The 22158-nt window shown below is 50.1% G+C and carries 14 protein-coding genes; 7 read left to right on the forward strand and 7 right to left on the reverse strand.

Going from position 1 to position 22158, the window contains the following annotated elements; translation table 11 throughout:
* Nucleotides 1-22: 22 nt before the first annotated feature.
* Nucleotides 23-4891 (reverse strand): NAD-glutamate dehydrogenase, encoded by a 4869-nt coding sequence (locus tag ABWW03_RS10635; protein ID WP_353408180.1) that lies wholly within the window; start codon nucleotides 4889-4891, stop codon nucleotides 23-25.
* Between the two features lie 583 nt (nucleotides 4892-5474).
* On the opposite strand from ABWW03_RS10635, the gene ABWW03_RS10640 reads away from it, so the two are divergent.
* Genes ABWW03_RS10640 through ABWW03_RS10665 form a run of 6 tightly spaced genes read left to right on the forward strand, consistent with a single transcriptional unit; the run spans nucleotide 5475 to nucleotide 12802 of the window.
* Nucleotides 5475-6434 (forward strand): AAA family ATPase, encoded by a 960-nt coding sequence (locus ABWW03_RS10640; protein ID WP_353408182.1) that lies wholly within the window; start codon nucleotides 5475-5477, stop codon nucleotides 6432-6434.
* Between the two features lie 8 nt (nucleotides 6435-6442).
* A complete protein-coding gene (locus tag ABWW03_RS10645; RefSeq protein ID WP_353408184.1) occupies nucleotides 6443-7381 on the forward strand; it encodes a DUF58 domain-containing protein in 939 nt (312 codons plus the stop codon).
* Nucleotides 7374-7958, forward strand: coding sequence for a DUF4381 domain-containing protein (locus tag ABWW03_RS10650; RefSeq protein WP_353408186.1), 585 nt, complete (start codon nucleotides 7374-7376; stop codon nucleotides 7956-7958). The genes ABWW03_RS10645 and ABWW03_RS10650 overlap by 8 nt, the downstream gene beginning before the upstream one ends.
* Complete coding sequence (locus tag ABWW03_RS10655; protein WP_353408188.1) at nucleotides 7951-8976, forward strand: vWA domain-containing protein; 1026 nt, start codon at nucleotides 7951-7953, stop codon at nucleotides 8974-8976. Before ABWW03_RS10650 ends, ABWW03_RS10655 begins: the two co-directional genes overlap by 8 nt.
* Nucleotides 8976-10943, forward strand: coding sequence for a vWA domain-containing protein (locus ABWW03_RS10660; protein ID WP_353408190.1), 1968 nt, complete (start codon nucleotides 8976-8978; stop codon nucleotides 10941-10943). The genes ABWW03_RS10655 and ABWW03_RS10660 overlap by 1 nt, the downstream gene beginning before the upstream one ends.
* A 59-nt stretch (nucleotides 10944-11002) precedes the next feature.
* The gene (locus tag ABWW03_RS10665) at nucleotides 11003-12802 is read left to right on the forward strand and encodes a BatD family protein (RefSeq protein WP_353408192.1); all 1800 of its coding nucleotides are present in this window, start codon (nucleotides 11003-11005) and stop codon (nucleotides 12800-12802) included.
* A gap of 82 nt (nucleotides 12803-12884) precedes the next feature.
* On the opposite strand, the gene pepN is transcribed toward ABWW03_RS10665, so the two are convergent.
* From pepN to ABWW03_RS10685, 4 genes are all read right to left on the reverse strand, one after another.
* On the reverse strand, nucleotides 12885-15611 hold the full coding sequence (pepN, locus tag ABWW03_RS10670) for an aminopeptidase N (RefSeq protein WP_353408194.1): 2727 nt from the start codon (nucleotides 15609-15611) through the stop codon (nucleotides 12885-12887).
* A gap of 69 nt (nucleotides 15612-15680) precedes the next feature.
* Nucleotides 15681-15950: a YeaC family protein gene (locus ABWW03_RS10675; RefSeq protein WP_353408196.1), complete on the reverse strand. Its 270-nt coding sequence runs from the start codon at nucleotides 15948-15950 to the stop codon at nucleotides 15681-15683.
* Nucleotides 15951-16157: 207 nt separating this feature from the next.
* Nucleotides 16158-17141 (reverse strand): metallophosphoesterase, encoded by a 984-nt coding sequence (locus tag ABWW03_RS10680; RefSeq protein ID WP_353408198.1) that lies wholly within the window; start codon nucleotides 17139-17141, stop codon nucleotides 16158-16160.
* Nucleotides 17142-17384: 243 nt separating this feature from the next.
* A complete protein-coding gene (locus ABWW03_RS10685; protein WP_353408199.1) occupies nucleotides 17385-18254 on the reverse strand; it encodes an NAD(+) kinase in 870 nt (289 codons plus the stop codon).
* A gap of 292 nt (nucleotides 18255-18546) precedes the next feature.
* On the opposite strand from ABWW03_RS10685, the gene ABWW03_RS10690 reads away from it, so the two are divergent.
* Nucleotides 18547-19689: a DUF1853 family protein gene (locus ABWW03_RS10690; protein ID WP_353408201.1), complete on the forward strand. Its 1143-nt coding sequence runs from the start codon at nucleotides 18547-18549 to the stop codon at nucleotides 19687-19689.
* On the opposite strand, the gene ABWW03_RS10695 is transcribed toward ABWW03_RS10690, so the two are convergent.
* Nucleotides 19657-20751, reverse strand: a complete 1095-nt coding sequence (locus ABWW03_RS10695) for a hypothetical protein (protein WP_353408203.1) — start codon at nucleotides 20749-20751, stop codon at nucleotides 19657-19659. The two genes, ABWW03_RS10690 and ABWW03_RS10695, sit on opposite strands and share 33 nt — an antisense overlap.
* A 45-nt stretch (nucleotides 20752-20796) precedes the next feature.
* Nucleotides 20797-22008, reverse strand: coding sequence for a hypothetical protein (locus ABWW03_RS10700; RefSeq protein ID WP_353408205.1), 1212 nt, complete (start codon nucleotides 22006-22008; stop codon nucleotides 20797-20799).
* Nucleotides 22009-22158 lie beyond the last annotated feature (150 nt).

Genomic DNA, 22158 nt, shown 5'->3' on the forward strand with positions numbered 1-22158 from the left:
CTCCGCCCCATTTAACAAGGTCTTACGCTTCTTCCAGATTGCACTTCACCAACGTTTCGCAATGCTCACTGGCCTGCGCCAGATCCAGCAACTCGCGCAGGGCTACGGAGAACATCGCAAAATCCGCCGTCGCCGTATTTTGCAGTTCACCGATCATATCTTTCCAACGATCGACCAACACACGGTGCTCTTCGTCCCACAGATGCAGCACATCTTCAATCGGCATCTCTTCTGGGCTCAAGCGGATGAAAGATACCGCGAGGCTGCGCATTTGCTGTTCCAGATCATCCATAAAGGATTCTCGGGCCATCGCCTGCCAGTAATTTCTCGGTTTCACTTCCTGAATTCGACGCGCCACATCGTGCAGCCCCAAATGCTCACCCAAGCGGAAATACACATCAGCCAAATGCTTCGGCTGAGAACCACTGGCAGACAGGGCATCCACCAGATCCAGGCCCGAATACAAATTTGCTCGCACCGCCGCATCAGCGGCCAGGGATTCAGACACGCCTGCACCTTCCAGCTCGGCACAACGGGTCTGCCATTCCGTTAAAGCATCACCGCTCATAACCTCAGGCAAGGCACTGATAATATCGCTGAAGCCGGTAGCGAACTCCTGGACTTCTTGTCCTGGGTTCAAACGGCTACGACGATGGCGCAGCAACCAACGCGCCCCTCGGCGGACACGACGGTTCATGTTATCGAGTAACTCAAATTGCATTTCGGCAGGAACAACAAAATCCAGGGCCGCAACTTGCTTACGATAATCCTGCAAGCGATAAATATCCCGTGCCGCAACGTACGCTTTGGCCACCTGCCCAGCATCGGAACCGGTCGCCTCCATCAAACGATGGGTAAACGTGATGCCCATATTGTTGACCATATCATTGGCCACTTGAGTCGCAATGATTTCGCGTCGCAGTCGGTGATTGTAAATTTGCTCTTTAAAATCTTCACGCAGGGTTTGCGGGAAGGCATTTTCAATCGCCGCTTCCATGTACGCGTCTTCAGCAATATCCGACTCTGCCAGCAGCTCTTTAAGAGCCACCTTCACATAGGAAATCAACACCGACAGTTCCGGGCGGGTCAAACCTTCGCCCTGACTCTGGCGCTCCTGCAAAATGTCTTCAGCCGGCAAATTTTCCAGCTCGCGAACCAAGCGCCCTTCCGATTCAAGGCGATTAATCAAACGACGATATTCACCCATGCGAGAGGTAGTTTGGAATTCAGCCAAACTGATTGCCTGGGTTTGGCGATAGTTATTGCTTAAAACCAAATCCGAAACGGCATCGGTCATATCGGCCAACAACTGATTACGCTGTTTGCCGGTCATGTCACCATTGGATACCAGATCATCCAACAGGATCTTGATATTAACCTCGTGGTCCGAGCAATCAACACCGGCAGCATTATCAATAAAGTCGGTATTACATGCGCCACCGTTTCTGCTGTATTCGATTCGACCCAATTGAGTCAGACCCAGGTTCCCTCCCTCACCAAATACCTTACAACGTAATTCAGAACCATTTACCCGCAGACCATCGTTCGCTTTATCGCCCACTTCAGCATGGCTTTCGGCACTGCCTTTTACATAGGTCCCAATGCCGCCATTCCAAATCAGATCGACCGGCGCCTTCAGCAAGGCATTAATCAGATCCGTGGGGGTCATGTAATTGTCTTTAATATCGAAAGCCTGCTTCATCTGCGGGCTGATCTTGATTGACTTCGCAGAGCGATCGAAAATACCGCCCCCTTCCGAAATCAGTTTTTTCTCATAATCTGTCCAGCTCGAGCGAGGCAATTCAAACAAGCGCTTGCGCTCAACAAAACTGGCCGCCACATCAGGGTTCGGATCGATAAAAATATGCAGATGGTTGAACGCTGCTTGCAAAGCAATGTGCTCGGACAAGAGCATACCGTTACCGAATACGTCCCCAGCCATATCACCAATGGCGATCACACTGAAGTCTTCTTTCTGAACATCAATGCCCTTCTCTTTAAAGTGGCGCTGTACGCTAACCCAGGCGCCCTTGGCCGTGATACCCATACCTTTGTGGTCATAGCCCTGACTGCCACCAGAAGCAAAGGCATCGCCCAACCAATGGCCATAGCGAATAGAAATTTCATTGGCAATGTCAGAAAAGGTGGCGGTGCCTTTGTCTGCGGCCACAACCAAATAAGGATCATCCTCATCGCGGCGCACGACACTTTTCGGCGGAACAATCTCACCCTCTACGAGGTTGTCCGTCACATCCAACAGCCCCTGAATAAAAATCTTGTAGCACTCAACACCTTCAGCCAGGAATGCTTCACGTCCTCCTTCAGCCGGCGGGCGCTTGGACACAAAGCCACCTTTGGCTCCGGCAGGTACGATTACCGAGTTCTTCACTTGCTGGGCTTTAACCAAACCCAAAACCTCGGTACGGTAATCTTCCAAACGATCAGACCAACGCAGACCACCACGGGCAACCTTGCCGCCACGCAAGTGCACACCTTCGACACGAGGGGAATACACAAAAATCTCGAACATTGGGCGAGGCTCAGGAATATCAGCAATATCGCGAGGACTGAATTTAAACGAGATATAAGACTTATACTGCCCGCTCGCTTCGTCATTTTGATAGTAATTGGTCCGCAACGTGCCGCGCATCAAATCGAGATAACGGCGGATCACTCGGTCCTCATTCAGATTGGCTACATTGTCCAGAGACTCAAGAATTGCTTCTTCAATCTTTTCAGCATCCTCTGTATTGCCCGGCTTAAAGTAAGCTTCAAACAAAGCCACCAGCTGCTTGGCAATTGCCGTGTGATTGGACAAAGTATTCGCAATAAATGTCTGGCTCGCCGCAAAGCGCGTCTGTTTCATATAACGTGCATAGGCACGCAAAATGGCGACTTCACGCCAGCTCAGATTCGCGCCAATAATCAAGCGGTTAAATGCATCGCTTTCAGCCTCACCGCTCCAAATTGCAGAGAACGCTTCCTGGAAACGCTCGCGCACAGCATTAAACTCAGCTTCCACTGGAAGATCGTAATGCAAATTAAAATCGTGCAGGTAAATTTCCTGGCCATTGTTGCGAGTGATGCGATAAGGATGTTCCATGATCACACGCAAACCCATGCGTTCTAGCACGGGAATCGCGTCAGAAAGTTCCAATAATTCATCCAGGTGGAACACTTTAAAACGCACGTCGTTTTTGCCCGAGCCAATCGGCTGGTAAAAACTCATGGCAATTTCGGAGGCGTCCTTCAGCTGATTCAAGGTATCAATATCTTGAACCGCTGTGCGTGCATCGTAGGCCGATTGGTACGCAGGTGAAAACGCTTGATCAAACTCTTCATATAACTGGTGCCCCACACCTTCACCGTAGGTGTCACTTAAGGAGGACAGCAGGTGATCATCCCAAGAGCGTGCCAGCTCGGCGATGCGTTCTTCCAGGCTGCGGGTGTCATAACTTAGAGGGGTGGCCGGGTCAACCTTAAAGACCATGTGAACTCGTGCCAAGGTCGACTCAGAAAAATGCGTGGTAAATTCGTATTCAATTGCGCCAATCGCATTGGCGATAACCTTCTGAATCGCATGACGCACTCGAGTACTGAACATATCACGTGGCACGTATACCAGACAGCTCACAAACTTGCCGTAGGCGTCCTGACGCATAAACAGGCGAACCATGCGCCGCTCGTTAATATGCGCAACGCCGGTAACCGTTTCAGACAAGTCCTCAATGCTGCTTTGGAACAATTCATCACGCGGCATTGCCTCAATAACAAGATTGAACATTCGAAAGCTGTGGCTGGCGGGTAACAAACCTGAACCATCAACAATCTCTGCAATTTTCTGGCGAATCAATGGAATTCGGGTTGGACTCTGAGAATACACTTCCGACGTAAACAAACCGATAAAGCGCGACTCGCCACAGGCGTGGCCGTCTTTATCAAAACGCTTCACCACCACATAATCGGAATAAGCATTACGGTGAACCCGTGAACGCATGGATGATTTTGAGAACGAAATCAACTGCGCGGTGGTGTAAAACGCTTGCATACCTGGGTTGAATTGATCCCAATCAAGGCTGGTATTGAGCTTCCCATGGCGACGAAACAAACCCAGGCGTTTGCTCTTATTTTCTTCCAAACGACGTTGCTCACCCTCACCCACCAAGTCGTACTCAGAATAGCCCAGGAAGGTGAAGTGGCTGTTTAACCAAGCCAGAAACTCGCCGGCTTCTTGCAAACCTTCTTTGTCGTAATCGCTGTCGGCTTTGTTAAGTTCATCCGTGACATGCTCGAGTTGAGCCGTCAGAGGCGCATAATCACTGACCACGGTTTCGACATCACCCAGAATATCTTCCAGACAGTGCTGCAAATCGCTCAAGGCTGAGTCATCAACTAAGCGATTCACTTCCAGATACACCAGCGCTTCACGCTGCTCGTCTTCAGCGATATTCCCGGATGCCGGACGGAAAGACTCGATATTGCCCGCCTTATCCCGTTTTACAAACGCAATGGTACTCTTCACGGAATGAATCGCGATGTTACGGCGGTTCATTTCCATACGAATGGAATCCACCAGGAACGGCATATCATTTTGCAGCACCGACACAATGGTGTGAGAACTCAGCCAGCCATCTTGATCCAGGGTTGGGTTGTAAACACGGACCTTGGGACGCTCACTGGCTTTTTCTTGAACAAAGTGCCAATTGGCGAAACTGGAACCGTACACGTCTGACACTTTACGACCGTTCAGCTCCGTCACCGGGTACTGGTCATAAAACAGTGCCACAAAGTCAATCAATGACTGGGCTTCCTCGCCCCGGTGGTGGGCCATAATGGCCTGGGTGATCTGATCTATAAAAGTTGCCTTGTCGTGAATCGTTAATACACTCATCAGTGGGTCCGTCATCGCCGTGTTTGAAGGCCTTGCGAGCAACAGGCAAGGCCTGAAATGATTGATACGCCACTCTTCGGTCTGGACTCTTCACCTTTGTTTTTATCGTGCTGAAAAGTCTGATTAGAGAGGCGATTAAAAAGGCGCAGCATACGCCTAATACAGCCAAATTTCCTATCGAAATCGGGGTCTATCTCAGGGAAATAATGTTAATTAAGTGTAAATATGAAATTTATCCTCTAAACGCCTGAAATAAGAGGAGTTTATTACCACAAGTAACATCTCGTCCCGCCAGGAACAATAATAGTCGAACTCACCCCAAATTGCGTTTTTTTTGTCCTCCATATCCCATAAACTCCGGGATCAATAAAATTGGCTTTCACAGAAATGGAACTTGGCGCAAAAATCACGGGTCAATTAAGAACGATTGAATATTGCAGGCCACATAGCGCTTGAAAAAGCCAGGTCATGGCACCATCTGCAACACTATGCACAGTGGATTCAGTGGCCATTGCCAAAGAACACACTTACGGTTGATTTAAACCGCAGAAACAAACAAAAACAGGACGATAAGGGCAGGTTTATGACAGATAGCGGCAAATTGGCCAATTTAAGCGAGTGGCTCAATGAACAAATCATTGGTCAGCCCGAGCTGAGTGAACGATTATTGATCGCTATTTTGGCCAACGGCCACTTATTGGTTGAAGGGGCTCCCGGTTTGGCCAAAACCAAAGCCATCAAAACCCTCTCCAGCGGACTCGAAGGCGATTTTCAAAGAATTCAATTCACACCCGACCTACTGCCTTCCGACGTCACAGGTACCGACATCTATCGACCTCAGAACGGTGAGTTTGAATTCAAGCCGGGCCCGATCTTCCACAACTTGGTTCTCGCCGACGAGATCAACCGTGCTCCGGCCAAGGTACAGTCAGCATTGCTTGAGGCCATGGCTGAGGGACAAATCAGCGTTGGTGGCAATACCTATGCTCTGCCCCAACTCTTCATGGTCATGGCCACTCAGAACCCCATTGAGCAGGAAGGCACCTACCCACTTCCAGAAGCCCAACTAGACCGTTTCCTTATGCACGTAGAGGTGGACTACCCCGATACTGAGGCGGAAAAGCGTATCCTGCAATTGACCCGCAGGGAAGACAGCCATGTCACAGGCCGTCAAGTTGAGCCTGTATCCCAACAAGACATCTTCGCCATGCGCCAGGCGTGTCTTGAACTTCATATGGCCGACGCCGTCGAGGACTACATTGTCCAACTCACTGCCGCAACGCGTAAACCATCCGCCTATGACCAGCAGCTGGCCGACTGGATCGAGTTCGGCATCAGCCCTCGTGGCACCATTGCTCTTGATCGTTGTGCACGAGCACATGCCTGGCTGAATGGCCAAGACTTTGTCAGCCCTCAGAACGTTCAGGCCATCGCTCACGATGTGATTCGTCATCGTTTGCTACTCAGCTTTGAGGCCGAGGCCAATGGCGTTACCCCCAATCAGGTCATCGACCGTTTGCTGCAACTGGTTCCGGTAGCCTAGCCTGCGCCATGAGTAACCCATTGGATTTGAAGCTCGAGGGCACCCAAAGCCACTTGAGCAGCCTGTTGCAACTGCGCCATCCGGCCCAGGAACTCAACATCTACAGCCGGCAATACAGTCGTTCGGTTTTGCTCGGCCAACAGAAAACCACCCAGCGCGGTCGCGGCATGGAGTTTGAGGAGGTGCGCCAGTATCACGCTGGTGATGATGTTCGCACCATCGATTGGCGTGTGACGGCTCGCACCCAAGTTCCCCATACCAAGCTGTTTCGTGAGGAACGAGAAAGACCGGTGCTGCTGATTTGTGATCTGCGCCCCAATATGTTTTTCGGCAGTCAAAAACGTTTTAAATCGGTACAGCTTGCCAACCTGGCGGCGCAGCTGGCCTGGGCCGCCATTCATCATAAAGACCGTATTGGCGGCCTGGTGTTTGATGGCCAACAGCAACACGATATCCGTCCGGCTCGCAGCAAACATCGAGTGATGCAGTTGCTGAATACCCTGTGCGAACAGGAATCCCAACCGTCCCCAGGCGAACAGACCCGCATGGCGAACATATTATTGGACAGTCGTCGTGTGGCGCGCCCAGGCAGTGCCGTTTTTATTCTCAGCGATTTTCATGATTTTGATGAAGCGGCACATCACCAACTGCATTGTCTGGCCCGGCATATTGACGTGAGCTGTATTCGAATCAGTGACCCACTGGAAGCTCGCCTGTCTCAACTCCAGGGGCTCAGCATCAGCGACGGTGAGCAACGCAGCACGCTGCAACGCGGCCCAGAGTTGGATCGCTTTACCGATCAACAAATGAAAAGCCAGGATTTGCTGGCGCAAGCCTGTGCAAAATCTGCAGTTGAACTATTGCAATGCCAAACCACCGATGATCCCCTAAGCTGGCTCGCAGGCCGTTTTGCAAAACAGAAAACCCGGAGGGCCTGTCATGTATAAAACAATGATGGCTTTCACGGCAGGTCTATTGAATGTCGGGACAAATGCTTTTGCACAAAATCATGCGCAACTCCCAGCCCAGGCACCGATCCAAACCGGCAACCCTTTGGCTGAGCTGCGCCCAATTCATTTGCCTCCAGAACCCAGTAACTGGCCTGCCCCCGGTTGGTATTTATTGGCCTTTTTGATTGTTGCACTGCTTGTTTTTATTGTCTGGTATTGGCGTCGACACAAACAGTCTCAGAGCTACCTGAAACATCAGCAGACGAAATCGGCTCTGCGAGAATTAGCGCTGTTCCCCCAGGAAAACAAAGCGGACTATATCCGGCAATGTAATGCGCTTTTAAAACGCGTAGCCATAGCCAATTATCCTGCCGAGAATCCAGCACAGCTGAGCGAGGAACAGTGGTTGCAGTTCTTAAGCCAACACTGCAAAAGTCTCGATCATCAAGTTTTTACCCTTCTCAAGCAAGGCCCTTATTTGCCCGATGACAAACTGCAGGCCAGCAACATCGAGCCACTGACTCTGGGCTGCCAACATTGGCTGAGCCATCACCACGAGGTGGCCCATGCTTGAGTTTCTATGGCCCTGGGTTTTCGCTCTGGCCCCACTCCCTTTTTTGCTCAGAAAAATACTGCCCGCCAAACAGGACAGCAGCGCGGCTTTGAGAGTCCCCTTTTATCAGCAACTGGCCCAAAGCCAGGAAAGCAAGCAAACACCGTTGTGGCAAATCCTGCTGCTGAGCATTATATGGCTATGCCTTTTACTCGCCTGCGCTCGCCCTATATGGATTGGTGAACCTGTCGAGCTGCCAGCCAGTGGACGGGATTTATTATTGGCGGTCGACATTTCCGGCTCCATGAAAACCCCGGACATGAAAATCGAAAATGAGCAAGTGCCGCGCTTATGGGCCGTTAAATCCGTCGTCGGAGATTTTGTTGAACGCCGCAAACACGATCGTCTCGGCTTGGTTTTATTTGGCACTCAAGCGTACCTGCAGGCGCCATTGACCTTCGACCGATCAACAGTGAAACAACTGCTTGACGAAGCGCAACTGGGCTTTGCCGGAGAAAAAACCGCCATTGGTGACGCTATCGGATTGGCGATTAAACGATTACGTGAACGCCCCGCTGATTCCCGAGTGTTGATATTGCTTACCGATGGCGCCAACACCGCTGGCGAAGTTGCTCCACTGCAAGCCGCCGAGCTGGCCAAACAGACACACGTTAAGATTTACACCATTGGTGTTGGTGCGGAGCAGATGACAACGCCCGGAATATTTGGCAGCTCTTTTGGCAGCCGCACAATTAACCCATCACTGGATTTGGATGAGGAAAGCCTACAGAAAATTGCTCAACTCACTGGTGGTCGTTATTTCCGCGCACGCAATCCTGAAGAGCTTCAGAACATTTACGAGCTGCTTGACGAACTGGAACCTATTGAGCAGGCCGAAGAAACCTTCCGCCCACACAAGTCTTTCACCCATTGGCCGCTCGGCATCGCGTTATTGCTGCTCAGCCTGCTTCTGCTCAGCAACATTGTGATGAATCTCATTTCAAAACATTCATCTTCCCATTCTAGTGAGGCGCACTAATGGACGGTGTAAACGAGTTTCATTTTCTACGCCCCTGGGCATTGTTACTCATTCCGGTTTTGTCGGTCATGGTGTATTTCGCCCAACGTCAGCTCTCCAAACAATCGGCCTGGAAGCAATGGGTGGATCCACAGCTGCTATCCCAGATGCTGGTCCACAACGAAGGTAAACAATGGCGCTTTCCCTGGTGGTTAGCGGCGCTGGTTTTAAGTGCCGGCGCTGTCGGTCTGGCGGGCCCCAGTTGGGAAAAACTCCCTCAACCCGTCATCCAAAAACAAAATGCGCTGGTTGTGGTGTTGGATCTTTCCCCTTCGATGAACAGCCAGGACATCAAACCATCAAGGCTGGCCATTAGTCGCTTCAAACTCATCGATCTTTTGAAACAACGTAAAGAGGGGCAAACCGGGCTGGTGGCCTACGCAGGTGAAGCCCACGTGGTCACCCCCCTCACAGACGACGTGGAAACGATTATCAACCTATTGCCTGTGCTGAAGCCCAGCCTCATGCCCATTCGAGGCAGTAATGTGGAAGCTGGCATCCACCAGGCCATACAACTGTTGAACGATAGTGGATTGCAAAACGGCGACATTTTGTTACTCAGTGACGGCGTTGCTGAAGCCGCACTTAGCGATATTGAAGATCAACTGTCCAGCACGGCTTACCGACTCTCTGTCATGGCCGTAGGAAGCCAGGACGGCGGCCCCATTCCCAGCGGCCAGGGATTTATGAAAGATTCCCAAGGTAACATTGTCATCGCCAGAACAGACATCAACATCATGCACGAATTAGCCCAGGAAAACGGAGGTCTGTTTGTCCAGTTGCAAGCCGGCGAACAAGACCTTCAACGTCTTGATCAGTTCTGGCAGCAAGATCTTTCCTCAAACGACACCGGTCACCCTGAAAGCGCCCTGAGCGACCGGGAATTCGACCAGTGGCAAGATAACGGTCATTGGTTTGCGCTGGCTCTGTTGCTGCTCTTTCCCTTTGCGTTCCGTCGTGGTGGACTACTGAGCATTTTCCCTATTTTGGTCATCAGCGCGAGCTTGAGCACCCTGCCAACATCCAGTGCCATGGCGCAAACAGCCCCAACGACAAAGACAGAACCCGACAGTGAACGCTCCTCGAGCTTGAGGAATACCTGGGAAAGCCTGTGGCAAACGCCAGATCAACGCGCGCTGAAATCTTACAAAGAGCAAGATTTCCAACGCGCCCGGGAATTGTTTGAAGATCCCCAGTGGAAAGCCAGCTCAGACTATGAAAGTGGTAACTTCGACGATGCCGCCAAAGCTTTTGCCAAAGAAGAAGGCGCCGAGGGACAGTACAATCTCGGCAATGCTCTGGCGCAAAAAGGCGATATTGATGGGGCTATTAACGCTTATGATAACGCCCTTGCACAAGACCCTGATTACGAAGATGCCAAATTCAACAAGAAGATCATGGAAAAACTGAAGCAACAACAAGAACAGCAGCAACAGAACAATCAGGACCAGCAAAACCAGCAAAACCAGCAAAACCAGGACAATCAGCAGCAAGACAACTCGGAATCACAACAACAAAATCAATCCGGGCAGCAAGATCAACAAGATCAGGAACAAAATAACGCTGAGCAAGAGCAACAACAGAATAAGGGCGAAGAACAGGAAAAAGACGCTCAATCACAGGAACAGGAACAGCAAGAACAAAATCAAGCCGAGCAACAAAAGGCCGAAGAACAAAAAGCCGAGAATCAACAGGGCGAGGAAACTGAAAACCAGCCAGATACCGAACCATCAAGCCAGGCTGAAGTAAATCCAGATGAGCTCAGTGATGAAGAAAAGCAAGCGCTGGAACAGTGGTTAAAACAAGTTCCTGACGATCCCTCGGGCCTCTTGCGTCGAAAATTTCTCCATGAGCAACGCCAAAAGCAAATTGCCTATCGCAATGGCCAACTTGAGCTCCCGAGTAATGACGCGCACAAACGTTACTGAATTGGAATCTATCGATACCCCATAGATCCCAAAAGACATGCTGAATACATTGACACTTTATGAACACAACTCGACTGATGCAAAACACAACCACAACACAATGGCTTAAAATTCCAGAAGCGACTCATTGGGTTTGGCGCTGGCTATGCGCTTTGAGCTTAATGACGCTGAGCATGAGCAGCCTGGCACTGAGCATCACAGCTAAAGTGGACAGAGACAGCATTGCCATGAGCGAAACTCTGACCCTGACCGTCACCGTCGACGAACAAGTCGCCTTTAGCGCCCCGTCTTTTGAAGAGCTGTCCCAGAATTTCGACATTCTTCGTCAACACAAAAGCAACCGTTATCAAAGCATGAACGGCCAGGTCACATCCGTCACAGAATGGGTATTGACCCTGGGGCCAAAACGCGAAGGCCAACTGATCATTCCAAGCTTTGAATACGAAGGCGAATATTCCGATGCGATTCCCATCAAGGTCAGCAAGCAAAGCTCACCGAACCAGGCTCAGCAAGATATTTTCCTGGAAGCCAGTGCCGACAAAAAAGACGCCTTTGTTCAAGAACAAATCATTTTCACACAAAAACTGTACAGTGCAGTCAACCTAAGCAGCTTTGATCCAGAAGCTTTGCAGATCAGCGGAGCGCGAGTTGAGTTATTGAGTGAATTCGACTACCAAACCCGTATTGGAAATCGTCCCTATGTGGTGGTGGAATCCCGCTACGCCATCTACCCCCAACAAAGTGGCACCCTGACCATTCCCGCCTTGCGTTGGAACATTGGGGTCAGCGGGGGTCGTCGAAATGTGTTTGATCCGTTTTCCAATAATAGCGGCCGCATTCACCGTTTACGCAGCGATGCCATTGAAATCAGCATCAAGGCCAGCCCAGCGGATGCGAGCCCATGGCTGCCCGCCAGTCGCCTCGAACTCTCTCAAAGCTGGAGTAGCGACCCGGAAAAGATGCGTGTCGGAGAGCCAATCACCCGTCACATTGAAATTCTGGCCCAAGGCCTCACTGCCGCTCAGCTCCCCAATGTTGAAATGGGTAGCGATGCGACACTCCAGGGCAAAATCAAAACGTATTTGGAACAGCCCCAAACTGAAGACCAGAAAAACAATAACGGCATCATCGGCAAGCGCCGTATTTCAACCGCCATTATTCCGAGCCAAACAGGGCCATTGACCTTGCCTGCCATCGAAATTCGTTGGTGGAACACCCTACAGAATCAATGGCAAACCGCTAAGCTCCCCGAAATGACGGTGCAGGTTCTGCCCGGCGTTACTGGCCAACCCCAAGTGCCAGTCCAAACAGAGCGTCCAGCCGGGCTAAGCGGCACTCAGGCAATAGAGGCTCAGGAAAACCAAACCGAAAGCCGACGTCAGAACGAAGAGATTGAACAGTCAGCCGCTGCCTCAAGTGCCTTAGTTTGGATCCTCTACAGCGTCTTGGTCACCCTTCTCAGCTTGGCGCTCGTTGTTTTCTGCTGGCGCTTATGGCGAGAGAAAAATGCCTTAAAAGCTCAACTAAACCATGTGGAAGCGTCTTCGAGACCCAACAGCCCTGCGACAACCTCATTGAATGATATTCTGGTCCAAGGCGATGATTTGGCTCGCTACCAAGCCTTACAAAAATACGTCGGCGAACAGCGCGCAACACATCCTCATTTCGCAACGGTCTACGACAGCAGTGAACTGGCTAAACTTATCCAGATATTGGAAAGTAATTTATACGGCAATGATCGCCAAACCAGCCAAGCCATTGCGAACCGTGAACTCGAAGATGCGATTGTGCAGTTCCAGCAATCCTTGCAGCAGGTGAAGGCAGATCACTCGGACCTCCCTCCCCTTTACCCTCACTAGACACACCTTACATTCTGGAACTAAAAAGGCCAGCAAATAGCTGGCCTTTTTAGTTCATACATTTGATTTACGCCCAAACACTCTACAGGCTTTTCTCTACCAGCTCGCGCACATCTTTTGACAGTTCCTTGCGATTGGCAATACTTTGCAATGCGCTTTTCATCAACGCCTGACGTTCGCCGTTGAATTTGTGCCAGCGGGTCAGCGGAACAAGTAGGCGAGCCGCAATCTGTGGATTGCGTCGATCCAAACTCAGAACCTCACCCGCAAGAAATTCATAAGCTTCCGAGCTCGCCTCACCCTGGCTGTTACTGGCGTGGAACGCCATCAGGTTTTGCCCACAGAATGCACCGATTAATGAGCGTATTTTGTTCGGATTGTTATTGTCGTAAGCCGGATGGTTTTTTAGATCGCGCACATGTGCCAGCGCATTTCCGGATCGTCGCACGGCCTGCACCTGCAACCAAAGATTCATCACCAATGTTTCAGATTGCCATTGTTCATAGAATGCGCCCAAAGCCATATTGGCGCGCTCAGCAGCACAGTCCGCGTTTAATAGGGCTTGTAGAGCCGCCAATTGATCGGTCATATTGTTGGCGTATCGGTACTGCGCTTCACAGGCGTCCAGAATCAGCGTTCGGTTTTCTTGCTCATCGCCCTGGTCAACGGCCAACATCAAATACGCTAAAGCGGTATTTTTTAAACTGCGCATGGCTATCTGTTCAGCCTCAGGCTGATAAGCAACACCGTGATCGTAGCTTTGATAGAGACGCCACAGGGTACTAAAACAGCGATTCGCAATCGCGATGCGTAAAATTTCCCGAGCACGATCGAGCTTGTCTAAATCAACATTATCACGTAATTCAATCAGATAAGTCAGCGATGGCAGAGTTAACATCAATGCGATCATTGCCGGATCTGCTGTTTCATCCTGGAGCAGCTCCACAAACGCTTCAGCAATCGGCTCACAGATCTGAGCCTGTTCTTCGGTTTCATTTGCCGCGACCGTTTCCAGCGCCGCAATAGCATTAAGCAGTAATTGCTGACAAGCATCCCAACGTGCAAAACCGTCGCTTTCACTGCGTACCAAGCGTAACAACTGGTCGTTATCGCGTTCAAAATGCACTTTGACGGGAGCGGAGAAACCACGGAGAAAGGACAGCACTGGGCGTTCAGGAACATCAACAAAACACAGCTCAGTACGCTGTTCACGTAGTTCAATTATCGCCTGGGTGTTATCCGCAGTCTCAACATCAGGCGCCTGATCCTTCAAACGAATGGCCAAAGCCCCCGCCTCCCCCCATAAACACACATTCAATGGGATATGATAAGGCGCCTTTTCGTCGCTCTCAGATGTTGGGCGGCAATACTGCTCAATGGTCACATGGTATTCGCGGGCCTGATCATCATATTCTTCACTGAGGGTGAGTTCCGGTGTTCCTGCCTGGCGATACCAGTTCATAAACTGGGTGAAATCCCGCCCCGAGGCATCGGCCATAGCGGCCACAAAGTCTTCGACCGTAACGGCCTGACCATCGTGTCGATCGAAGTACAGATCGGACCCTTTGCGGAAAGTGTCTGCACCTAGCAAGGTATGCAACATCCGGACAATTTCCGCCCCTTTCTCATAAATAGTTAAGGTGTAGAAGTTTGAAATTTCGATAAACGAATCCGGCCTCACGGCGTGAGCCAAGGGACCACCATCTTCGACAAACTGAGCACTGCGCAGCAGGCTGACATCTTCTACACGCTTAACCGTTTCAGAGCCCATGTCGGAGGAAAACTGAGCGTCACGAAATACCGTAAACCCTTCCTTCAAGGACAATTGAAACCAGTCTCGGCAGGTGACTCGGTTACCGGACCAATTGTGAAAATACTCATGGGCAACAACCCCTTCAACGCGTTGAAAACCAGCATCAGTGGTGGTTTCAGCCTTCGCGAGAACACAAGAAGTATTAAAAATGTTCAGGCCTTTATTTTCCATGGCCCCCATATTGAAATCATCGACCGCGACAATCATAAAAATATCAAGATCGTATTCGCGGCCATAGACCTCTTCATCCCAACGCATAGAATGCTTGAGAGAATCCATAGCATGCTGACATTTGTCCAGGTCTTTGGCCTCAACAAAAATCTGCAGAAGGATTTCCCGACCACTCATCGTAAGAAAACGATCTTCCACACATTCCAAATCACCGGCTACCAGTGCGAACAAATAGGCAGGCTTTTTGAAGGGATCATGCCAGCGCACCAGTCGGCGACCATTATCCAGTTGTTTATCTTCGATTTTGTTGCCGTTACTTAGCATCACCGGATAGCGATCGGCGTCCGCTTCAATACTGGTGAAAAACTCACTCATCACATCCGGGCGATCCAGATAGTAGGTGATTTTTCGGAAACCTTCTGCTTCACACTGAGTACAGTACATGCCGCTGGATCGGTACAGACCTTCCAGTGACGTATTTTTTTCAGGTTCGATGAGCGTCACAATAGTGAGATCAAAGCACAGTTCATCGTTTTCAAGATCACCCAATAAGCGCCCCACGGGCAGAGTCAGATACTCATCATCAAGCTCGTAGTCATCTTCATTTAATGGTTGACCATCCAGTTCAACCGACTCGAGTGCGAGCTCTCGGCCATGGAGCTGCAACTGCTGGCGTTCATCTCTGTCGGCATCCGGGTTCACATGCATGGACAGTCGGCTACTGACTTTAGTCTGTCCGTCACGGAGATCAACATAAAGATCCGTGCGTTCGATCCAATAGGCAGGCGCACGATAGTCATTTAAATAAATCGTTTTATTCGACACGTTTGGGTTTCGCTATTTTGACGGTTAACAGGGATGAATTTCGAACTGGAAACGTTTCTCAGAGTTTGATCAGTGCTTCCAGTTTAGAGGTTGCTCTTCTTCGGCTTCGGCGACCTCGCCACTGCCACCACAATGTTGATGGGGTTTTGGCGGGATATAACCAGTACGTTGTTCTTCTGGCAAATGTTTGTGTTCATAGGCAATGACCGCCTGCAAACACAACTCCCTCTGTTCCTTGCTCAGGTCACGTCCATCGGGCCATTTTCCCAGCTCGATAGCACGCTTTAAATTCTGATAGATACTGGGGTCGATACTGTCTAAAAGTTGTTCAAAGTTCATAGTGAAACCATAGCTGTTCTGGCGACACTGACCGGAGGCATTTCGCTCTACAGAGCATTACGGAATGACTGCAGCCATTATCAGAGTGTAGTAAGTCATATTATACACTTACCCAAGCTCTGCTGCTCACCAACAAGGCCCGAATACGCACGACAAAAAGGGAGACGGAAGCAACGATGCTCGACGCTACACAGGGGGCATCCAAAACTACAGAGGGCTGTATTCACGAACGTCGTCCAAAATTTCCTTGGCTACATCCACCCAGACAAATTTGTCCTGGGTAATCTGTGCCTCACCGTCAAAGCGATAGGCGACTAATTTGCCGTCTTTCACAGCACTGTAGTCCAAGCAGGCAACATTGGGACGTAAGGGCCTGGGATCACCGCTTAACCAGTAATGACCAATAAAGATCGGCGGTTCGTGGTCTTGGTAACTCAGTAAGGTGTTTTTTTCATCGCTGTCCAGTTCTCTACAGGCAATATCCTCCGGCAGCGGATCCGGTTGAAACACCACATCCCGGTAGGTTGCCGGCTCACTGGCCCAAAACTTGGTTCGAAAGAATCGGCGTACATAGCCATCCCGGCTGTTCAGGCTACGGCCGTCGGGCAGAGGCAACACAGTGCCCCGGGTCAAGCGGTCCAAAAAACGGGAGATAAAGCTCCCCCGGGTCATCGCTGCCTGCCAGAAGTCCTGGGAACTGAAATCGGCAAAGCTCTCTTTAAACTGAGCGATCATTTGCCCATCCCAACAGGCATGAACCACACGACAACCGGGTAATTCCAGAAAAACGGGCAAACTTTGAAACCAGGCCACATGACTCTGCCACTCTTCTTCCAGGCCCTCAAACTGCAGTTTGGTTTCCTCTATGAGCCGATCGCTGGTGCTGGCACCCAGCCCCTTGAGGCGCTCATACGCAATTGCGTGCAGTTCATGATTGCCCAACACCATTTGAGCACTGCCCCGCTCAACCATATCTCGAATAATGTGGATACACTCGCGAATGGCTGGGCCGCGATCGATGATATCGCCGAGAAATACCGCTTGCCGACTGGGGTGACGATAGATGCCCTGGCTTTTTTCATAGCCAAGACGCTCCAGCAAACGCACCAAACTCTGGGCGCAGCCGTGAATATCACCAATAATGTCAAAGCCCCTGGCATCAGGAACGACTGGGATACTGCTGTGCATCATCACTCTATCTTCTTACTGTCTCGTTAACGCTTATCTTGCGTAGCGATGTCATAGGCACTCTAGGTAAACCCTGTAGAGCACTTGAAATCCTGCATTCAGACTTCACTTTTTAACGACAATTTTATTACATCTCTATGTAGTCTAGCGGCCGCTGTGACAATTGGTTTACCATTTTCAAGGCCACACGAACTTAAATTACGCGTTCAACGACATTAGGGGCTGGGCGATTAATCGCCCCTGAATCTAGCTGCTCCAACCGAGTTTGGAACGACAAGTTTCGTAAAAATTCTGATTCAGTGGGTGCATCAGCTTTACCTTACGTGATTTCTTATGCACCAGAATCTCGTCACCTGGCTCAGTAATCACATGGGTTTGACCATCACAGGTCACATGGGGCTTTGCTGTGTTATTCCGGCCGATCACAATTTTCAAATCACTGCTGCCATCCACCACAATCGGACGACTGTTGAGCGCATGGGCATGCATAGGCACCAGAACAATAGCGTCGAGCTTGGGATGCATTAAGGGGCCACCACCACTCAAAGCATAGGCCGTTGAGCCGGTAGGTGTAGAAACAATCAAACCATCAGAACGTTGGCGATAGACAAAATGCTCGTCGATATACAGCTCAAACTCGATCATTCGGATAAACTGACCCGGATGAATGACCACGTCATTCATCGCATCGCCCCCGCTGACCCACTGGCCATTGCGCTGAACGGTCATTTCCAGCAGAAAGCGCTCTTCCATGACGTACTTGCCGTCCAGAACTTCGCCAACCAAGGTATCAATATCTTCAGGTGCGATATCTGTCAGAAAGCCCAAGCGCCCACGGTTAACCCCCAGAATCGGTATTTTGTACTTCACCAATGCCCGACCGGCGCTAAGGATACTGCCATCCCCCCCCACGACAATGGCCAAATCACAGGTTTTACCCAGAGTTTCATAACTGCAGGTTTCCATATCGTGGCCAGGCAATAGCGTCGCCGTCTCTTTTTCGAGTACCACATCCAGGTCGCGAGCATTGATAAAGCTAATCAGGTTTTTCAGGGAAGATTGTACGCTCTCGCTCCCCAATCGGCCGATTAAGCCAATACGTTTAAATTCAGCCATAGTGTAATTCTAATTGTTCGCAGTGCCTTCGGCGCCGCCTAAACTGATATTTTGGTCGCTTTTAACACTCGACCCCCTAAAATCCGTACTTGTGTAGTACTAAAAAACGTACACACTCGGTTTATTATATGACAAGCTAGCCCATAAGAACCATGCCATTAACGACGCCAACGACACAGACTCGTCGACGGCTCGCTAGCCAGAACATCCCATATTCACAGCAGCAAAGAGGTAACGCCAACTTCCCACTTCAAACCGAAAGATCATGGGAAAAGGCAAGAACATTATAATAATGAGAAAAACCTCAATATCTCAGCCTCCTCGCGACCACAAGGAAAGCTTCGACCCCAACGGCGTGCTCAATTCTGCGTTGAATGAGGTCCGAGAGGAAGAACATCGTAAAACCCAGCCTCTCAATGCAGAGCACAATGCCGTGCAAAGAGATCTGGACTGGTTACTGCAAGCCCCCGAACTTCTCGAACTTGCTCCGCTTCTCAACGAGCAACAAACAACCCTGTCCATCAAGAGTGTTCCCAAACCCGATAACACGTTTATCGTTGAAGCCCATTATGCTTCCGAACATCGACGCCTGGGATTGTACGCAGAAGACCTGCTGAGCGCGTACTTTTCAAATCCAGGCAACCCTTACATTTTGATCGCTCGAAACCTTCAAATACAAAGTATTCGATACAATCAGGGGCGAACCATTGGGGAATTTGATTTTCTGACACAGGAACGCCAAGGTGGGCGTTATCAACACATTGAAATGGCCTGCAAGTTTTACCTGGGTTTGCCGCCGAATCAAGCGCAACGCAAAAACAATGGCAGCCACTGGCGACGCTGGATGGGCCCGAATTGCAACGATCGTCTTGATATTAAAATGACGAAATTTATCCAGCAGCAATTGCTGCTTAGCCAACACCCTGCAGCCCAGGAACGTTTAGCAGAACTTGCCATCAGTCCGATTGATGCCCAATATCTGCTGCGGGGACGCTTGTTTTACCCGGCATTCGAACCGATGCCTGCCCCAGAATACGCTGCCAGCAACCATTTACGTGGTCTGTGGGTTTCTCAAAGTGAGGCCAAAAATTTTCTTAAAGAGATTGAACGACACTGGGCTCAATGCTGGTTTACTCAACTGACTAAACTTGAATTTATGGCCTCAAGGCCCAAGCAGCAATATCAGCAAGTTGCCCTCCCCAGTCGGGAATTTGTCTCTTATATTGATGAGTATTTTCAGCAGCAGCTGTTGGACGAGCATTCAAAACCGGGTAAAAAAAAGCGCCCCACAATGATACGGCCACTGCCTCTGGTTTTAGGACCAAACGATATTCCTAGTACTTACTCAAAAGCACCTGAACTTAGAGTGTTTGTGGTTCCCGACTCTTGGCTGGACATCGCCTTACAACAAGCCGAAACCCCGTCGCCCCTGTAATCCGCCACTGTGGATAAACAATACCTGCTCACTCTCATATGAACTGGGTATTGGATTAGGTATAAGGTCTTCATCAAGCTCGGGGAATTCACCTCCCGCCAGGAGCTGGCACGCGAAAGCCATGGCTTTCGCGGTATAGACAGGATCAAGACGTACAGAAAACCTTTCCTCAAAGGACGACAGAAACTGAGTTAAAGATAAAGGGAATTTTCCGTATCCACCGAACTGAAAACCATCACAACATTCCCACGTGATCCACTTGTCTGTTTCAATCTCGGCATCCAGTTCCCAAAGTTCAGTGTTGATCGATGCCATTTGTAGCCTCAAGGCCTGTATGTCTTCAAAAACAGATTTCTGTCCAGGCCGACACTCGAGATTAAGTACTGGTACCAACAACACGCGTTTTAACAAGGGCTCGCCGCCCATTCGTATCAGGCGACGGCAGGCCAAATCAAGCCCTGCCAGAACACCTGCCGCAGTACTGCCGGTGCCAACGGCCAATACAATGGTGTCGACCGGGCTTTCGGCGGCGGCTAATCCAATGGCTTGAGCACCGAATGCGCCCATTAAGCCACCACCACCTTCGGGCACATGAACAAAAGGCCCCCATTGCTGCGCCAATGTTTGCAAATAAGCTGCCTCTTCTTTGCGGCGGTAATCCTGACGACTGACAAAATGAATATCAGAACCCATGTTTGCGATATCGGACAGGCAAGGATTAAGTTCGCCTTCGTGCAAGCCTCGAACAACCGCAATCAATCGTCGCTCTCGCCGCCGGGCTTCCGCCGCCAATGCATATAAGTGATTGGAGTAAGCGCCACCAAAACTTAGCACGGGCATGTTGGGATAAGCTTCTGCGGCTTGCCAATACAGAGCTTGCTTGAAAAATTTATTTCCACTCGCTACCGGACACACTTGGTCAAGGCGCCAGAGCGCCAGAGTCTTACCCTGGGCAAGCACCAGATCCTGCACTTCCTGAGCTCGCGCACATTCAAGCATTTTCTCTAGCTTTGCACGCAGGAGTGACTTGGGAAATTCCAATGGAGATAAAATATTGATCATACGGGGGCCATTACAAAGAAGGCTTAGTGTAACGGCATTTCTCAATCAGGCAAGCGACTCACTGCTTAGGTCTGACATCCGATGTTGATGACAAAAATCGCTGTATCCGGGTTCAAATTTATTCAGGTCACTTATGAGGGTGATCTTCACTCGACAGGCTCTACCGTCCTCTGCAAATCCCTGGCAACAAGGGTTCTTCCGGTGCTGTATCCAGGCGGCATAGTCTTCCGGCCGAACACCACAAAGCTGCGCCACATACACCATCGGAGCTGCCAGGTATTCAATCACATCATCATAGGGAATATGTATGTTCCCAACCCCAGGGTGGCTGACTTGCAACTGAATCTCTTGCGCCCGCATCAAGGTTAGCATGGCACGATTATTTTCAGGCTGCTCAGCAGCTTGGCTTGAATGCCCTGTAGACGAGCCGGTAGGGCGTGACGCTTGAAGCTCACAAATTTCAGCGTCCTTTTCCTTGATAATTTGCGCCTGTTGCAAAATATACTGTTTCGCTTTTCGCATCTTATCTTGCCAATGCTCATCGCGTTTACTGAGATGAGATTGAACCTGTTCATAAACACGTTTTTCAAAGCGCCCTTCCAGGGATTTCAGCTGCATCAACAATTCATTGTGCTGATCCCGCAGCTTACCAAGCTCTAAGCTCCTCAAGTTCAACTGCTGCTCGTATTTCTTACGCTGCTTTTCAAGCATGCTCTCGTCAAACGCATCGCCGCCAACGTAATCGGCCAGATTAGTCAGCACCACAGGCTGAGCGCTGTCATTAATCTGCAGTGCCGGGATTTCACTGGTGAACGTCTGATGCCGGTCAAGTTCGCCCAAACCCAGCTGATTCTGTTGTACGCTCTGGACCATCGCGTCGACTTGCTCGGCAAAGGGTTCCCACAACTTTTGTTGATGCCAGGCAATGCTGCAATTTGAATAACTGGCAATACGAATATGTTCACTGAGAGAATGTGTTGTATCCGCCTGACAGGCAAGTTGCTTGATGGGGGTATTCCAATGAAGATCCGGGCGACCAGACAAGTCAAAGATCAGGTGGAAAAAAACCGCAGCATCCACACTGAAGTCAGGGTTGACCAACAAAAAGGCACACTGGCATTTTCGGCCACTGTAATCCACCAGTGGCACAAAGCCATCAAGGACAGATTCAAACTCTTCCACCAGCATTTGCCGGCTGACGTCTGTCCCTTCAAAGAAAAAAACCAGTTGATATTGCTCGGGTCTGATTTCGCCCATCGATCACTCTCCCTAGGCTCTCATCGAAATCAACTCCGCAAAAGCCCTCCAAGGGCTAATAGTTCACACAGCGATTCGAGTAAGAAGACATCATCCATATATGTCTTTATTGACTAGACGCCAGTCTAAACCGAGCCTCCCTTAAATTCT

Origin of the sequence: Pseudoteredinibacter isoporae (genome assembly GCF_040372805.1) — a bacterium.
GTDB classification, from domain to species: Bacteria; Pseudomonadota; Gammaproteobacteria; order Pseudomonadales; family Cellvibrionaceae; genus Pseudoteredinibacter; species Pseudoteredinibacter isoporae_A.

Excerpts from the sequence above, each read along its gene's own strand:
- ABWW03_RS10635 (WP_353408180.1), bottom strand. The coding sequence starts at position 4,891 with ATGAGTGTATTAACGATTCACGACAAGGCAACTTTTATAGATCAGATC.
- ABWW03_RS10640 (WP_353408182.1), top strand. The coding sequence starts at position 5,475 with ATGACAGATAGCGGCAAATTGGCCAATTTAAGCGAGTGGCTCAATGAA.
- ABWW03_RS10645 (WP_353408184.1), top strand. The coding sequence starts at position 6,443 with ATGAGTAACCCATTGGATTTGAAGCTCGAGGGCACCCAAAGCCACTTG.
- ABWW03_RS10650 (WP_353408186.1), top strand. The coding sequence starts at position 7,374 with ATGTATAAAACAATGATGGCTTTCACGGCAGGTCTATTGAATGTCGGG.
- ABWW03_RS10655 (WP_353408188.1), top strand. The coding sequence starts at position 7,951 with ATGCTTGAGTTTCTATGGCCCTGGGTTTTCGCTCTGGCCCCACTCCCT.
- ABWW03_RS10660 (WP_353408190.1), top strand. The coding sequence starts at position 8,976 with ATGGACGGTGTAAACGAGTTTCATTTTCTACGCCCCTGGGCATTGTTA.
- ABWW03_RS10665 (WP_353408192.1), top strand. The coding sequence starts at position 11,003 with ATGAACACAACTCGACTGATGCAAAACACAACCACAACACAATGGCTT.
- ABWW03_RS10675 (WP_353408196.1), bottom strand. The coding sequence starts at position 15,950 with ATGAACTTTGAACAACTTTTAGACAGTATCGACCCCAGTATCTATCAG.
- ABWW03_RS10680 (WP_353408198.1), bottom strand. The coding sequence starts at position 17,141 with ATGATGCACAGCAGTATCCCAGTCGTTCCTGATGCCAGGGGCTTTGAC.
- ABWW03_RS10685 (WP_353408199.1), bottom strand. The coding sequence starts at position 18,254 with ATGGCTGAATTTAAACGTATTGGCTTAATCGGCCGATTGGGGAGCGAG.
- ABWW03_RS10690 (WP_353408201.1), top strand. The coding sequence starts at position 18,547 with ATGAGAAAAACCTCAATATCTCAGCCTCCTCGCGACCACAAGGAAAGC.
- ABWW03_RS10695 (WP_353408203.1), bottom strand. The coding sequence starts at position 20,751 with ATGATCAATATTTTATCTCCATTGGAATTTCCCAAGTCACTCCTGCGT.
- ABWW03_RS10700 (WP_353408205.1), bottom strand. The coding sequence starts at position 22,008 with ATGGGCGAAATCAGACCCGAGCAATATCAACTGGTTTTTTTCTTTGAA.